At 45.7% G+C, this 16166-nt stretch carries 15 protein-coding genes; 7 read left to right on the plus strand and 8 right to left on the minus strand.

The genetic code is table 11. The annotated features are described in order from the left end of the window. Positions 1–13: 13 nt before the first annotated feature. Positions 14–877, plus strand: a complete 864-nt coding sequence (locus tag V1358_RS05090; RefSeq protein WP_347390892.1) for a D-Ala-D-Ala carboxypeptidase family metallohydrolase — start codon at positions 14–16, stop codon at positions 875–877. Positions 878–990: 113 nt separating this feature from the next. Here the strand turns inward: V1358_RS05090 and greA are convergent, their stop codons facing one another. The 4 genes from greA to dapB form a co-directional block, all read right to left on the minus strand. After that, the gene (gene greA / locus V1358_RS05095) at positions 991–1467 is read right to left on the minus strand and encodes a transcription elongation factor GreA (protein ID WP_347390893.1); all 477 of its coding nucleotides are present in this window, start codon (positions 1465–1467) and stop codon (positions 991–993) included. 48 nt (positions 1468–1515) lie between these two features. Further along, a complete protein-coding gene (gene carB / locus V1358_RS05100) occupies positions 1516–4734 on the minus strand; it encodes a carbamoyl-phosphate synthase large subunit (RefSeq protein ID WP_347390894.1) in 3219 nt (1072 codons plus the stop codon). Positions 4735–4752: 18 nt separating this feature from the next. Beyond that, complete coding sequence (carA, locus tag V1358_RS05105; protein WP_347390895.1) at positions 4753–5889, minus strand: glutamine-hydrolyzing carbamoyl-phosphate synthase small subunit; 1137 nt, start codon at positions 5887–5889, stop codon at positions 4753–4755. Between the two features lie 208 nt (positions 5890–6097). Continuing rightward, entirely contained in the window at positions 6098–6907 is an 810-nt protein-coding gene (gene dapB, locus V1358_RS05110) for a 4-hydroxy-tetrahydrodipicolinate reductase (protein ID WP_347392813.1), read from the minus strand. Positions 6908–7246: 339 nt separating this feature from the next. On the opposite strand from dapB, the gene V1358_RS05115 reads away from it, so the two are divergent. The 3 genes from V1358_RS05115 to efpL all read left to right on the plus strand — a co-directional run bounded on the left by V1358_RS05115 (position 7247) and on the right by efpL (position 10062). Beyond that, positions 7247–8560 (plus strand): Na+/H+ antiporter NhaC family protein, encoded by a 1314-nt coding sequence (locus V1358_RS05115; RefSeq protein WP_347392814.1) that lies wholly within the window; start codon positions 7247–7249, stop codon positions 8558–8560. 98 nt (positions 8561–8658) lie between these two features. Then, entirely contained in the window at positions 8659–9453 is a 795-nt protein-coding gene (locus V1358_RS05120) for a nucleoside-binding protein (RefSeq protein ID WP_347392815.1), read from the plus strand. Positions 9454–9495: 42 nt separating this feature from the next. Next, positions 9496–10062 (plus strand): elongation factor P-like protein EfpL, encoded by a 567-nt coding sequence (efpL, locus tag V1358_RS05125; protein ID WP_347390899.1) that lies wholly within the window; start codon positions 9496–9498, stop codon positions 10060–10062. A 49-nt stretch (positions 10063–10111) separates the two neighbouring features. Here efpL and V1358_RS05130 read toward each other — a convergent pair whose 3' ends face one another. Together V1358_RS05130 and V1358_RS05135 are read right to left on the minus strand one after the other, a co-directional pair. Continuing rightward, positions 10112–10660 (minus strand): hypothetical protein, encoded by a 549-nt coding sequence (locus V1358_RS05130; protein WP_347392816.1) that lies wholly within the window; start codon positions 10658–10660, stop codon positions 10112–10114. 8 nt (positions 10661–10668) lie between these two features. Continuing rightward, positions 10669–11463, minus strand: coding sequence for a M48 family metallopeptidase (locus V1358_RS05135; protein ID WP_347392817.1), 795 nt, complete (start codon positions 11461–11463; stop codon positions 10669–10671). Positions 11464–11689: 226 nt separating this feature from the next. Between V1358_RS05135 and V1358_RS05140 the strand changes: the two genes are divergently transcribed. Further along, complete coding sequence (locus tag V1358_RS05140) at positions 11690–12886, plus strand: multidrug effflux MFS transporter (RefSeq protein ID WP_347392818.1); 1197 nt, start codon at positions 11690–11692, stop codon at positions 12884–12886. Between the two features lie 29 nt (positions 12887–12915). On the opposite strand, the gene grpE is transcribed toward V1358_RS05140, so the two are convergent. Both grpE and V1358_RS05150 read right to left on the minus strand, forming a co-directional pair. Beyond that, positions 12916–13497, minus strand: a complete 582-nt coding sequence (grpE, locus tag V1358_RS05145) for a nucleotide exchange factor GrpE (protein WP_347392819.1) — start codon at positions 13495–13497, stop codon at positions 12916–12918. Between the two features lie 59 nt (positions 13498–13556). After that, a complete protein-coding gene (locus tag V1358_RS05150; RefSeq protein ID WP_347390904.1) occupies positions 13557–14501 on the minus strand; it encodes an HrcA family transcriptional regulator in 945 nt (314 codons plus the stop codon). Positions 14502–14587: 86 nt separating this feature from the next. On the opposite strand from V1358_RS05150, the gene nadK reads away from it, so the two are divergent. Both nadK and V1358_RS05160 read left to right on the plus strand, forming a co-directional pair. Beyond that, positions 14588–15472 (plus strand): NAD(+) kinase, encoded by an 885-nt coding sequence (gene nadK, locus V1358_RS05155; protein ID WP_347390905.1) that lies wholly within the window; start codon positions 14588–14590, stop codon positions 15470–15472. 97 nt (positions 15473–15569) lie between these two features. Further along, positions 15570–16133 carry a hypothetical protein gene (locus V1358_RS05160; RefSeq protein WP_347390906.1) on the plus strand — a complete coding sequence of 188 codons (564 nt, stop codon included), beginning with the start codon at positions 15570–15572 and terminating at the stop codon, positions 16131–16133. The last annotated feature ends 33 nt before the right edge of the window (positions 16134–16166 follow it).

Below are 16166 nucleotides of genomic sequence, written 5' to 3' on the forward strand. Positions count from 1 at the left end.
AAGGCCCAATTGTATGGCAGTAAACAAAACAATCTTCTTGTTGAGCACTGCGCTGTTAGCAGTGCTCTCTCATTATGCTGTGGCTGATACGCTACGCACGGTAGTGGTGAACCCAAATCAAACTATCAAAGTGGAGTATCCCCAGGGCTATGCCGTTGGCGAGCATGAGCACATCAACGTCAACAACCAAGATGACGAACATCTTTATTTCAATGCGCCCATGACACCTGATTTGTATCGGTTAGAATTGCAAAATGACCAAGGAACAAAGCACACCATTCAAGTGGCGGTAAAAGTACCTTTTACTGCAACCTCTAAAAAGATTGAAGGTTATGAAATTGGTTCCTACCCTTCGCCATACAAAGGACTTGAGCAATACCAAGCGCCTGATGGTTTTATCCGTGTGATGCAGTCCGACCTTGATACCTACATCACAAAAAACGTACAAATAAAACAGCTACTGTGCAAACAAACCAGTGGTTACCCTAAATTTTTGTACGTCAATGATGATGGCTTAACAATGCTCGAAGACTTACTGCAGTTTTTAAAAGGTGAAGGTGTCAACGTAACTCGTTTCGCTTTCATCAGTGCCTATCGTACGCCATTTTATAACCGATCCATAGGTAACGGACGACATAGCCGCCATCAGTACGGCGATGCCTTTGATTTATACATTGATGAGAACGGTAACAAGCGTATGGACGACCTCAATGGTGATGGTAAAGAAGACGCTCGAGACGTTGATACCCTGTATGCCCTATTCGAAAAATTCCACAAACAAAGTCGCTACATAGGTGGCATTGGCCGCTACTACCCCAAATCTCACCACGGTGGCTTTGTCCATATCGATAATCGGGGTTTTAAAGCGAGGTGGTAAGCCTCCTCATTTGAGCTGAAATTCGTGCTCAGGCCCGAATCAAAAGAACAGCTAATCTGCAGCCATAAAAAAACCCGCTGATAGCGGGTTTTTAAATACGTATAAAATACCGATTAAATGTATTCTACTTCGACAATTTCGTATTCAACGGCACCGTTAGGTGTCTCGATGTTGACACTGTCATCGACTTCTTTACCGATTAGGCCGCGAGCGATCGGTGAATTCACAGAGATTAAATTGTTCTTAATATCCGCTTCGTCGTCACCAACGATACGGTAAGTCACTTCAGCATCTGTATCTACGTTCAAAATAGTCACTGTCGCGCCAAAAATAACCTTACCATTGTTTGGCATTTTCGTTACGTCAATGATCTGCACATTAGACAACTTAGCTTCGATCTCTTGAATACGTCCCTCACAGAAACCTTGCTGCTCACGGGCGGCATGATACTCAGCATTTTCTTTTAGGTCACCATGCTCACGCGCATCAGCAATATCCGCGATGATCTTCGGACGAGTGACAGTTTTTAATTCGTTTAACTCTTCACGTAGTAATTCAGCACCACGTGTAGTCATTGGAATCTTTTGCATAATTTTCCCATTAGCAGCAAGCCGCAGCGCTAGCTGCGGCTCAATCGCTTAGTTAACTCGTTGGTGTAACTCTTGAACTGACGACACACTACCACGGTCATCTGCTGCGTTTGCTGTACAGTTAGCAAATGCTGCATTAAGTGTAGTTGTGTAGTTGGTCTTGTGCATTAGCGCGCCACGACGTAACACTTTCGAGTCTTCAATCGCTTGACGACCTTCAGTGGTATTTACGATGTAGCTGTATTCGCCGTTTTTAATGCGGTCAAGGATATGAGGACGACCTTCAAATACCTTGTTTACGCGACGAACTGCCATGCCAGCATCTTCAAGTGCCGCTGCGGTACCTGATGTTGCGTCTAGTTCAAAACCTAATTCGATCATGGTCTTAGCAAGCTCAACGATGCGAGCTTTGTCACCATTGCGAACCGATAGTAACGCGCGACCACCACGTGGTAAAGCATTACCTGCACCTAGCTGAGCTTTTGCGAATGCTTCGGCGAAAGTATCACCAACACCCATAACTTCACCCGTTGAACGCATCTCTGGACCACGGATTGGGTCAACACCTTGGAACTTAGCAAAAGGAAGTACCACTTCTTTCACACTGTAATAAGGTGGGATGATTTCTTTGGTTACGCCTTGGCTTGCCAGTGACTGACCAGCCATACAACGTGCCGCTACTTTAGCAAGGGCCACACCAGTTGCTTTTGAAACAAACGGTACTGTACGCGCTGCACGTGGGTTCACTTCGATTAGGTAAACTTGGCCATCTTTCACAGCAAACTGTGTATTCATCAGACCGACCACTCCTAGCTCTAGTGCCATCGCACGTACTTGCTCACGCATTACGTCTTGGATTTCTTGGCTTAGGCTGTGCGCAGGTAATGAACATGCTGAGTCACCTGAGTGAACACCTGCTTGCTCGATGTGCTCCATGATACCGCCGATGATCACCTCTGTGCCGTCACAGATAGCGTCAACATCAACTTCAATAGCGTCATCTAGGAAACGGTCAAGCAATACTGGCGCTTCGTTAGACGCCGATACCGCTTCTGTCATGTAGCGACGTAGGTCGTCTTCATCGTATACGATTTCCATCGCGCGACCACCTAGTACGTACGAAGGGCGTACAACCAATGGGAAGCCGATTTCTTTAGACTTAGCTACCGCTTCTTCAAGTGACGTTACCGTCGCATTGTCAGGCTGAAGTAAGTTCAAACGCTCAACCATTTGCTGGAAGCGCTCACGGTCTTCTGCGCGGTCGATTGCATCTGGTGAAGTACCAATGATTGGCACACCGTTCGCTTCAAGCTCACGCGCAAGTTTAAGAGGTGTTTGACCGCCGTACTGCACGATAACGCCTTTTGGCTTCTCAACACGCACGATTTCAAGCACGTCTTCAAGCGTGATTGGTTCAAAGAATAGACGGTCTGATGTGTCGTAGTCGGTAGAAACAGTTTCTGGGTTACAGTTAACCATGATTGTTTCGTAACCGTCTTCACGCATAGCTAGAGCTGCGTGAACACAGCAATAATCGAACTCGATGCCTTGACCGATACGGTTAGGACCACCGCCGATTACCATGATTTTGTCTTTGTCTGACGGTGCAGCTTCACACTCTTCGTCGTAGCTTGAGTACATATACGCTGTGTCTGAGCTGAATTCAGCCGCACACGTATCTACGCGCTTGTACACAGGCAAGATTTCAAGCTGGTGGCGCTTCTTGCGGATTTCCGCTTCAGACACACCTGCAAGCTCTGCGATACGCGCATCAGCAAAACCTTTGCGCTTCAAGCGACGCAAGAATTCTTCTGTTAAACCCGCAAAGCCAACTTCTTCGATTTGCTGTTCGTCTTTGATGATGTCTTCGATTTGAACTAGGTACCAGCGGTCAACCTTAGTTAAATTGAATACGTCTTCAACGCTCATACCGTGGCGCATTGCATCTGCGATGTACCAGATACGCTCAGCGCCCGGCTCGCGAAGTTCACGCGTGATTTTTTCAATTGCACCCTTCTCGCCTACTGGCAAGATTGGGTTGAAGCCTGTCGCGCCCACTTCTAGACCGCGAAGTGCTTTGTGTAGTGATTCTTGTTGGTTACGGCCAATAGCCATAACCTCACCTACAGACTTCATTTGCGTCGTTAGACGGTCATTTGCGCCCGCAAACTTTTCAAAGTTGAAGCGAGGGATCTTAGTTACAACATAGTCAATTGACGGCTCGAACGACGCAGGAGTTGCACCACCTGTGATATCGTTTTGCAACTCGTCAAGCGTATAGCCTACAGCAAGTTTCGCCGCGATTTTCGCAATTGGGAAACCCGTTGCTTTTGAAGCAAGTGCTGATGAACGAGATACACGTGGGTTCATCTCGATGATAACCATACGGCCGGTGTTAGGACACACACCAAACTGTACGTTTGAACCACCAGTTTCAACACCGATTTCACGCAATACTGCCATCGAGGCATTACGCATGATTTGGTATTCTTTGTCTGTAAGCGTTTGCGCTGGTGCTACTGTGATTGAGTCACCCGTGTGCACACCCATTGGGTCAAAGTTTTCAATCGAACACACGATGATACAGTTGTCGTTTTTGTCGCGGACAACTTCCATCTCATATTCTTTCCAACCAAGTAAGCTTTCGTCGATTAGTAGCTCATTCGTTGGTGATAAATCTAGACCACGAGTACAGATTTCTTCGAACTCTTCCATGTTGTAAGCAACACCACCACCGGTACCACCCATGGTGAAAGAAGGACGAATAATACAAGGGAAACCGATACGCGTAAGCACGTCTAGCGCTTCTTCCATCGAGTGTGCGATTTCTGCACGCGGACACTCAAGGCCGATGTTCTTCATCGCCGCGTCGAAACGTTCACGGTTCTCGGCTTTATCGATAGCATCAGCCGTTGCACCGATTAGCTCTACACCGTGCTTTGCCAGTACACCGTACTTGTCTAAGTCAAGTGCACAGTTCAATGCAGTTTGACCACCCATTGTTGGTAGTACTGCATCTGGCTTTTCTTTTTCGATGATTTTTTCAACAACTTCCCAGTGGATTGGCTCAATATATGTCGCATCAGCCATTTCAGGGTCAGTCATGATAGTCGCAGGGTTAGAGTTAACTAGAATAACTCGGTAACCTTCTTCTTTAAGCGCTTTACAGGCTTGAGCACCTGAGTAGTCAAACTCACAGGCCTGGCCGATTACGATCGGGCCCGCGCCTAAGATAAGAATGCTTTTAATATCAGTACGTTTTGGCATTTTTACTCCGGTCTCAAATTAGTTAGATTGCGCTTGCATTAGTTCGATAAAGTGATCGAACAACGGTGCTGCATCGTGTGGGCCTGGGCTTGCTTCTGGGTGACCCTGGAAGCTGAACGCTGGCTTGTCTGTGCGATGAATACCTTGCAAAGTGCCATCAAATAATGACTTGTGTGTTGCACGAAGGTTATCAGGCAAGCTTGCCTCGTCTGCAGCGAAACCGTGGTTCTGTGCAGTGATCATAACAACGTCACGGTCAAGGTCTTTAACCGGGTGGTTACCACCGTGGTGACCAAACTTCATTTTTACTGTTTTTGCACCCGAAGCTAGCGCCAATAACTGGTGGCCAAGGCAGATGCCGAAAATAGGAATATCTTTTTCTAGGAAGGTTTTGATTGCTTCAATCGCGTATGTACACGGTTCTGGATCCCCAGGGCCGTTTGATAGGAAGATGCCGTCTGGGTTTAGCGCCAGCACTTCTTCTGCACTCGTTTGCGCAGGAACCACTGTTAGCTTACAACCGCGGTCTACCAACATACGAAGGATGTTGCGTTTAACACCAAAGTCATAGGCAACAACGTGGAATTTTTCGTCTTCTGGCGCAAGCGTTTTAAAACCTTCGCCCAGAGTCCAGCTTGTCTCAGACCATTGATATGATGACTCTGTACAAACTACTTTGGCTAAATCCATGCCTTTCAAGCCTGGGAATGCTTTTGCAGCTTCCAGCGCTTTGCTTTCGTCAATATCATCACCAGCAATGATACAACCGTTTTGTGCACCTTTATCACGAAGGATACGCGTTAATTTACGAGTATCGATATCTGCGATACCTAAAATGTTGCGTTCCTTAAGGTAATCACTTAGTGATTGTTCATTACGGAAATTACTCGCTAGCAGTGGCAAATCACGGATCACTAGGCCTTTCGCCCAGATTTGACTCGCTTCTTCGTCTTCGCTGTTAGTACCCGTGTTACCGATATGTGGGTAAGTCAGGGTTACGATTTGTTCCGCGTAAGACGGATCAGTAAGAATCTCCTGATAACCAGTCATCGACGTGTTGAATACCACCTCACCGACTGACATACCATCAGCGCCGATCGCAGTACCGCGAAACACTGTGCCGTCTTCTAGGACTAACAGAGCGGATTTAGTCAAGTTAACCTCCTAACAGTAAAAAACGGGAGTAAAAATGCGACTGATTTACTACCCGTTTAGAGCGCTTGTCTCCAAGCGTTATGAAATTTTGGCAAATTGGCGATATTCTACACGAGAGTTGGCAAAAGATCTAATTAAAAATCAAAAAACCTGTAAAACAGCACCTTTATCTAAAAATCATACTCAAACCGCTAAAAGTATATATTTTCTACCCTAATTCTAGAACATCACGCATAGAATAAAAGCCAGCTTGTTTATTTTGCAGCCACTTCGCAGCCCTAACAGCACCAAGTGCGAAGGTCATTCTCGAACTCGCTTTATGTGTTAATTCAAGCCTTTCTCCCATTAATGCGAAATAAGCGGTGTGTTCGCCAACAATGTCTCCACCTCGGAGCACCGAATAACCAATTTCCTTTTGGCTTTTGGCCTGTTCACTTTGTGAGCGATCATAAATAGCCACTTCGTCGTGATCCCAACCTTTAGCTTCGGCGATAGCTTCACCAATGGCTAATGCAGTACCTGATGGCGCATCAATTTTATGTCTGTGATGCCCCTCAAAGATTTCAATATCCGCATCATCACCTAATTTCGCTGCTGCGGTTTGTACAAGGTCAAGTAACAGATTAATACCTACACTGTAGTTACGTGCAAAAACAATGGGAATTTCTTTGGCTGCTTCATGCAGACGCTGCATTTGCGATTCCGTTAAACCTGTGGTGCCGATAACCATTGGCGTTTTAGTTGCTACGGCAACATCTAAGTGCGCCAGCATACCTTCTGGAAGAGTAAAATCGATGAGCACATCGACCTTGCTCTGTGCATCTAAGCTTGTAAAAGCAAGCGCTTGCGTATCCTCAGCTAACCCTTTCACTAAGGTATTAACGGGTAGCCCTAATAAAGGTGATTGTGAACGCACAAATGCGCCAGCGAGATGGGCTTGTTTGTCTGCACTGCTTGCTTCTAGAAGTGCTTGTCCCATTCGGCCATTTGCACCGAGAATACCTATACCTACGCTCATTCAATTCCCCACATTATTTTTAATTCTGATACCCCATATGCTAACGCAGATGCACCTATGGCGCGAGTAATGAAACGCACTAATACTTAGCACTGCATCTTTTGTATGTGTTAACGTGAGTGTTAGATATTGCTGTTTTTTTGTGCTACAAAAGACAAAAAACAATAACAAATAATGTATCACCATAGACTTTAGCCATCCACACGTTTAAACTTCCCGAATTAGCGCCGATTTGGTCTTTGGCTTGCGGGCGCGTGTTAACTCTAGCTTTGCTTAGTTAGCGTAATAAATGCAGCTAAAAGAAGGTTTTGGCTGTTGGTGATTTTAATTGAGGTATTCATGCAGCCTAACTTTAACGCTACAACGGCAAAATTGTCGTTGCTCCCACTATTAACCTTTGTTGCACTTTTCCTCGGAACTGGTCTGTATTTGCAATCTCAGAACGTTGACTACGCGTTCTATCAATTGCCAGCACCGGTTGCTATTCTGCCGGCGATATTTATTGCCTTTTTGATCACAAAACAAAGCATCAATGAATCGGTAGAAACCTTTATTCGTGGCGCAGGCCATAGCAACATTATTACCATGTGTTTGATTTATTTGCTTGCAGGCGCGTTTTCAGCGGTTGCGGGGGCAACCGGTGGTGTTGATGCTATTGTTAACGCTGGCCTTTCGTTCATTCCGCCAAGCATGTTGTTACCCGGGCTATTCCTGATTTCGGCTATCGTGTCTACAGCGATGGGCACCTCCATGGGTACCATAGGTGCAATCGGCCCAATCGCTCTTGCCGTGTCTGCTAAAACGGGTATAGACCCATCGCTGATGGCCGGTACAATTGTGTCCGGCGCCATGTTTGGTGACAACCTATCGATTATCTCAGATACCACCATTGCCGCTACGCGCACCCAAGGGTGTGAAATGAAAGATAAATTCCGTGAAAACCTAAAAATTGCCCTACCAGCAGCAATGATTACAATCGCTTTGTTAGTGTATCTCACACCTGAACCTCAACCGGTCGAAGTGGGTGATTTTGATTGGTTATTAGTATTACCTTATTTCTTTATTTTGGTCCTTGCAGTGATGGGCTTAAATGTATTCGTTGTGCTCTTTAGCGGTATTTTGTTTGCGGCGCTTATGGGCTTTACCGGGTCATACGAAGGCAGTGCTTTTGTAAAAGACGTGTACAAAGGCTTCAGCGATATGCAGGAGATATTTTTGCTGTCTATGTTCATTGGTGGTTTGTCCGAATTTATCCGCCGTGGCGGTGGCTTAGATTATTTGGCAGGAAAAATTCAAGCATTCACAAAAGTCATTGCCAAATTCAATCGCCAAGTAGCAGACCAAATTGGTATTGCATTATTAGTGATGACTTCAAACTTATGTATTGCCAACAACACAGTGTCGATTATCGTTGCCGGTCCTGTGGCGAAGAAACTAGCTGAAGATGGCAATATCTCTGCAAAGCGCTCTGCGAGTCTACTGGATATATTTGCCTGCGTACTGCAAGGTTCATTACCATATGGTGCGCAAGCTCTGTTGCTAGGCGCCACATTTAGCATCAGTCCGTGGGAAGTATCTACTTCGGCGTTTTACTGTTTTATCCTTGCTATCACCGCTCTTTGCATCATTGTTTTGCGTCGTAATAAGGTCTAATTTTATCTTCATTTCGATACAAATACTCTGGCAGTGGCGGCGCTGAGTCGCCATCTGCTATAATCCATTCTGACATTCCCTTTATTAAACATCTTGTTATGAAAATCACTACACCCACTGCTTTTGCTGTAGCAACATTAGCTGCAAGCACGTTTGTAGGTAGCGCTAATGCAGCTACTTGGAGCCAAACACAACTACATGTTAACTATGGCGAATTTAAAAACCCTTTCTCAAAGGCTGAAGCGAATACCAGTATTATTTCATTCCAGCATGCGTCGGGTTACAGCCTAGGCGATAACTTCTTCTTTATTGATATTATCAACGACGATGTAGAAGATGGTTACCAAGACAGCGACTTCTACGGTGAGTGGTACTCAAACTTCAGCTACGGCAAAATAAGCGGTAACGAAGTAAAACTAGGCCCTATCAAAGACGTAGGCTTTGTGATGGGCTTTAACGCGGCTGGCGATGCAAATGTGATGAAGTACCTTCCGGGCGTGAAACTCGATTGGCAAGTGGACGGTTTTGATTTCGTATCAACGTTAGTCACTGCTTACATTGATGACAGCGATGGTGTCAGCTCAGGCGGTGCGCCAACTGAAAGTGACAGCTGGATGATCGATCTTGCCTGGGGTGCACCATTTAGCCTAGGAAACCAAAAGTTTTATTTCACAGGGCACGTTGAATACATCGACGAGCGTGAGAATGAATTTGGTGGCAAAGTAAAAAGCTGGATACTGGCACAGCCAATCGTAGAGTGGGACATGGGCCACGCGTTATCAATGCAAGAGCGCACTCTTATGCTTGGTGTTGAATGGCAGTATTGGCACAACAAACTAGGCACAAATACCACTGAATCTGTGCCGCAAATCCACTTGGCTTGGACGTTCTAATCGGGTAACTTATCCCGGTCAAATTATTTAGGAAGTAAGACTATGCCTAAGGCTAGCGAAATTAAAAAACATGCCGCGATTGAATACAATGGTCGCGTGATGATCGTACGCGATATCGAGCGCTCAGTACCACAAGGTCGCGCTGGCGGAAGCCTTTACCGTATGCGTATGTACGATGTGGTTGATGGTGGCAAGGTAGACGAAACATTTAAAGCAGAAGATATGCTGAACTTCGCTGATCTGCAGCGTCGTCCTGTGATGTTCTCGTATGTTGATGGTGACGAGTACATCTTTATGGATGAAGAAGACTACACACCGTATCACATGCACAAAGACAGCATTGCTGAGCAGCTGTTGTTCATCGATGAGTCAACCAAGGGTGTACAAGCAGTGCTTGTAGAAGGTCGTCCTGTGTCTGTTGACCTACCTACCAGTGTTGAGTTGGTGATTGAAGATACTTCTCCTTCTATCAAAGGAGCATCAGCAAGTGCACGCACAAAACCAGCAACCTTAACAACAGGTTTGGTTGTGCAAGTGCCTGAACATATTTCAGCGGGCGATAAGATCAAAATCAACACGGCTGAAAGCAAGTTTATTAGCCGCGCTTAGCAGATGCGCTAATATAAAGACAAAAAAGGTGAGCAAGTGCTCACCTTTTTTAATTACAGGTAGTCGTGATAGCCGAGTCGTCTATAAGTTTGTATTCTCTATCGGCATACAAATACCACCCTCCTTGTTTGCTGCTGACACTTACCGCGTTTTGATTGGGCAAATACAACAACTCGTGTAACGAGTAAAAACCTAATGGGCGCTGACAACGAAGATAAACGACGTGATTCGAAACTCTACTGTCTTGTTCATTAACCGTCACAACGGCGATAGGCCCAACAGAGTGGATGCTTTGCTCGTCATTGAGCAAATTTTGTCGTCCTACTAGCAAAACAAGTGTATGAACTGCGCACAACAGCATAAAAAATTGCAATGCCATGGTCATTAACGGAGAAAATTCGCACTTGGGGATAGCCCACCATAAATAACCTGTTATCACTGCCATCAACAATAGCTTTGTAACATTAAAAACAGTGATTGCCTGAGCCATCCATTCGGGGCTGTGCCATTGCAGGCCATACATGGGCACAGATATAAGGCTATCTAGTGTGAGCGCTGCCGCAATTAGCAGCGCTATGTATAAGAACAACCTAGACAAGCTCTACCTTACTTGCACTGTGGACGCTTACCTTTGTTATAAGCGTCTTGGTATAACACGTTGGCAGTTTGCATGCGCTTTTGTAAGTCGTTAATGCGACTAGCGGGTGATGGGTGAGTCGATAAAAACTCAGGAGGCGTTGCACCACCACTTTGCGCCATGTTTTGCCAAAGCGCCACTGATTGATCAGGTTTGAAACCCGCTTTTGCCATCAGTTCTAAACCAATTTCGTCCGCTTCACTTTCGTGGGTACGGCTAAATGGTAAAACGACGCCGTATTGCGCGCCTAAACCGAGCGCTCCCATGATTTCGTTACGATAGCCTACCTCACCTGCCTCAAGTGCAACCGAGCCTAACTGCATACCCGTTTGTAATACTTGGCTTTGCGACGCGCGCTCATTTGAGTGCTCAGCAATCACGTGCCCTACTTCATGGCCAATAACCGTTGCAAGCTGATCTTGATTCTTGGCGACTTTTAATAGGCCGGTGTGAACACCGATGTAACCACCAGGAAGCGCAAATGCGTTTGCAGAATCTTCTTCAAAAACGACCACTTCCCATTTTTGTTGCGCAAATTTTTGTGGTAACACGGCAACAACCGCATCAGAAATACATTGCACGTAGGCATTGGTAGCAGGATCACGGTTAATCTTTTGCTGCTCTTTCATTTGCGCAAAACTAGCACCGCCAAGTTGACTCATTTGCGTATCTGAATACAAAGTCACTTGAGTTCGACCAGTGGGTGAAGTTTTACAACCAGCAATTACCGCTACAGCTGCTAGCGCAAGCATCATTTTTTTCATTCTATTTGTCCCGATATTATTTTGATGAATCTAGGATATCAAACCCTAGAGGTATCGCATAGCGCATGTTAAAACTTGATAATTAACATAATGTTAATATCGCCCCACTACTCTACATTTATACTTGGTGCTATAGTGTTCAAACTAAGAAGATGCTCACTCTACGTACAGTTCTCTGTGCCTACTTAGTTTCTCCACATCACCAAATTTAGAAGATAGTTTATCTATGTCCACTGAAGATAGAAAAACGCCTAGCCGGCGTTTGTTGTTGCCGTTGTTGGCGAGTATTGTCGCCATCACGCCGTTGGCAGTCGATATGTACTTACCAGCTATGGTACAAATTGCCAGTGATCTTGGCGCAACCATGCCACAGGTACAAATTTCACTGAGCGTTTATCTGGCAGGCTATGCGTTGGGCATGTTGTTCTTCGGCCCTATTGCCGATCAAATGGGGCGACGTCGCCTCGCCCGAATTGGCCTTGGGCTTTTTGCTATCACCTCATTTGCACTGGCGTTTTGTGACGATATTTATCTATTTTGGCTGCTGCGCGCGTTACAAGCTTTCACGGGAGCGGCTGCGACTGTAGTCGTCCCCGGAATTATTCGTCATATATATCAAAAGAATACCGCTAAGGGCATGAGTTATGTGTCGATGATCATGATGGTTGCACCATTAGCGGCCCCCAGCATTGGCTCGATGATTATGGGTCTAGCCCAATGGCAAGTGATCTTTTTAGTACTTGGCGGCTATGCGTTGATGACTTTAGCTTGGGTGCAAATGCACTTAATTGATATTCCAATCTATCGAAGCGAAAAACGCGGTTTGAAACTGTTTTTTGAGAGCTATGGGGTGATTTTAGGCGAAGCAAAAGCACGTGCAGATATTTTGAGCTCCATGCTCGCATCGTTTGCATTCTTTTGCTTTTTAACTTCAGTCCCTTTTATCTACTTAGATTATTTCTCGGTGTCAGAGCAATTGTTTGGTGTGCTCTTCGCATTGAACGTGATTGCCTTGATGCTAGGTAACTTCATTAATACCCGCATCGTGCCCAAAGTCGGCTCACGAAAGATGCTGTATTACGGGCTGACACTTGCCATCATTAGCGGTACCACCTTGCTGGTTGTTAGCGCCATGGAGATGTCACTTTATTACGTGGTGTGGAGCATTGCTCCGCTGATGATGAGTTTGGGTATTATAGCCTCAAACGCTGATGCGCTTATTTTAATGGAGTTCGAACGAAACTCAGGTACAGCAACGGCTGTGATTGGTACCTTACGTTTTGGTAGCGGTGCACTAGTGGGGCCAATTTTAGCCTTGGTGCACCCAGAAAATGCCTTAGCATTCTCCGCGATGATGTTCACTGCCGTAATGCTCATCGTGGTGACTCAGGTTTGGCATCGCAAAAAAAATGCCCACTCGTAAGCGGGCATTTTTACAACTTAATTTATTACTTAAGGTGCTTTAGACACCATCACCATTGCTGGACGCAGTAAACGGCCATTCAAGGTGTAACCTTTTTGCATTACCGCTAATACTGTGTTTGGTGCAACATCCTCGCTTGGCTGCATAGCCATCGCTTGATGCAAGTCAGGGTTGAAAGTCTCACCTTGAGGGTTTACCACCTCAACATTGAACTTAGCAACCGCTTCAACAAAGCTTTTCGCTGTCATTTCAACACCTTCAAGTACAGGTGCGATAGCTTCGTTTTCCTTGTCAGCGAACTCAATTGCACGCTCTAGGTTATCGATCACTGGTAATAGTTCGTTTGCGAATTTTTCCAGTGCAAATTTATGTGCTTTTTCAACATCTTGTGCAGCACGACGACGGATATTTTCAACTTCAGCTGCAGCGCGCACTACGCTGTCTTTTTGGGCTTCGATTGTTTGCTTGGCATCTTCTAGCTCAGCATAAAGTGCCGCTAATTCTGCTTCCACACTTTGCTCTTGCTCAGGTGCTTGTTCTTCTTGCACTTGCTCAGCTTGTGCTTCTACTGATTCCTGCTCGTGTTCGTTAGCCTGTTGTTGCTCAGACATGTATTTACTCTCCAAAAACTGCGTAACTGCGAAACATTATGGGGATGGTTTTATAGGTTTCAAGAGTCAACGTCTTTGATTTGCGCAAATTCTTGAATGATTGCCTCAATCGGTGCGGACTTCGGCAAAATAACGCAAAATCGACTCTGATATTCATGGTTGGCAAAGTAGGCCAAACTGAAAATAAGGAAGGGCTCAAAACCAGGTTGGGATAATTCTTCACCGAACAATACCGAGACACCATTTTTAAACGCCAACCTATCCTCAATCGCGTGCAAGAAGCGCACACCGATATTGTATTCTTGGTTAGTTTGCGCGTGCGCATAGAGGTTGTTCTCACCCACAACAATACTGTTGTCACTGCCTAGCTTATTCGCCAACTCTCGTGTCCACTGAGCCAAAGAACCATGACAATAATGTGGCGCGGTACGACTCATTGCTCGCATGCGATGAATACCTTCCATCAGGTTTTGTTGGGCAAATACCGAATTCAACCAAGTTGCGAACTGGTAGCGGATTTCATCATTGGCTTCGAGCGGCTTGCTGATCAAAATGTTATGGCCTTGCCCTTGCCTATCAAGCAATAAGATAAGCCAGTGCTTACGATCAAAATCGAGTACTTCCACGCGAAACACCACTTGCGTGGTTACTTGCGGCAAACCTACGCAGCAGCACACTTTGTATCGCTGCGCCAAATGGTGCGCAAACTCAACCAACTTACTCTGTGGTGGCTGCCAATACTGTCCTAGCTGCTGCAATTGAAAATAAGAGTCAAACCACAAGGAAAAGCCTTCTTGGGTAGGAATGCGCCCTGCAGAAGTATGCGGAGAGTACAATAAACCTAACTTTTCGAGGCGTGCCATAGCATTACGAACGGTGGCGCTACATACTGCCATGCCCTTTTGTTTAGCAATGCGTGACGAAGCAACGGGCAAGCCTTGCCCATCACAATATAAACTCATTACCGCAGAGAAAATCTGCTCATCACGTGGAGATAATTTCATATAGTTATAATTTAGGCTCTTTGCCTCAGTTTCAACCCCACCACTTTTGCGTTAATCTATAAGGACTTTTCATTTGTGGCACAGATATGAGCGCTTCATTTAAAACAATCGGCTTAATTGGTAAAGCGAATCACGAAGGCGCGGCGCTGACCTTACAACGCCTTTATGCCTTTTTGCAAGCGTTAGGTTATGAGGTGCTCGTTGAACGCCACTACGGTGGCCAACTTGCGAACCCACAAGAAGCAACTTTGGTAGACTTAGTCGAACTCGGAGAGCGTGCAGATTTAGCCGTAGTGGTCGGTGGCGATGGCAACATGCTCGGCGCAGCCCGTGTGTTAGCGCGCTTTGATGTGGGTGTTATTGGTGTGAATCGCGGCAACTTGGGCTTTTTGACTGATCTTAACCCTGATGGCTTCGAAGCTGCACTCGAACAAGTGCTCAGTGGTAAGTACATCGAAGAGAAACGTTTCTTACTTGAAGTGGAAGTGTTCCGCCATGCTGAGCTCAAAAGCGCAAATTCGGCCATGAATGAAGCGGTACTGCACGCGGACAAAGTCGCTCACATGATTGAGTTTGAATGCTTTATCAACGACGACTTCGTATTCTCACAAAAATCTGACGGACTCATTGTTTCCACACCGACCGGTTCCACTGCCTATTCGCTATCGGGTGGCGGTCCAATTCTCACGCCCGGCCTTAATGCCATGGCCCTTGTGCCGATGTTCCCGCATACTTTATCGAGCAGACCTTTGGTTGTGGACGGGGACAGCGTTGTGAGGTTGCAGCTTAGCTTGGACAATACCGACAGCTTGCAAGTAAGTTGCGATAGTCATGTGGTGCTTGCAACCTTACCCGGTGATGAAGTGGTAATAAAAAAGGCTGAAAGACCATTAAGACTTATCCACCCAACGGACTATTCGTACTATAACGTATTGAGGCAAAAGCTAAATTGGGGTTCGAGACTGTACTAAAAGGCGCCTAAATTCTGACTGTTTTTTGTATTGCATTCAGGCACCAATTGAATAAGAATAACGGCATAAATAACCAATAAAAATTGCTGTAATAACCATGGTCCTAGTCGTTGTTCTTGCCCTTGTTTTACTGATTGCCCTGCTCGCGGTGTATATTATTATCGAGCGTAATAGGCAAAAAGCGCGTGAACTAGAAAGACGATTGTTCAACACGCGTATTAAAGAAGTACAACAACGATTCAGCAGTGCGTTGAACGAATATGTTGAAGCGCGGATCTTACGTCCAAAGAACACCACCCCATTGAACAGCATTTGCAGCAACTTCTTTGTGGTACAAAGTAAAAATCACGAGAACCTCGAATACCTTGAGTACCTCAGTGACCGTATTTTACAAACCTTCCAATCAGAGCTAACCAAAGCTGATGCCCGTAAAGACATTGAAGGTCTGCGTGAGAGAATGCAGCTTTTAATCGCCGAAATTCCGCGTCGAGGTATCGAGTTTAACTACGCCTTTTATCACGAAATTCTACCTAGCCTCATCACTCAATTGGTCTCGCGCGATTTAAGCGCCCAAGAGTTACTAGAGCTTCAACATGCGGAGCTCACGCTCTGTGCAGATGACAATGCTGCAGAGGATGAAAAAACAGCACACATCGCTTAAAAATTAGTTTGCAAATTCCGAGTACACTGTATA

Source organism: Pseudoalteromonas pernae (assembly GCF_039831865.1).
Taxonomy (GTDB): Bacteria; Pseudomonadota; Gammaproteobacteria; order Enterobacterales; family Alteromonadaceae; genus Pseudoalteromonas; species Pseudoalteromonas pernae.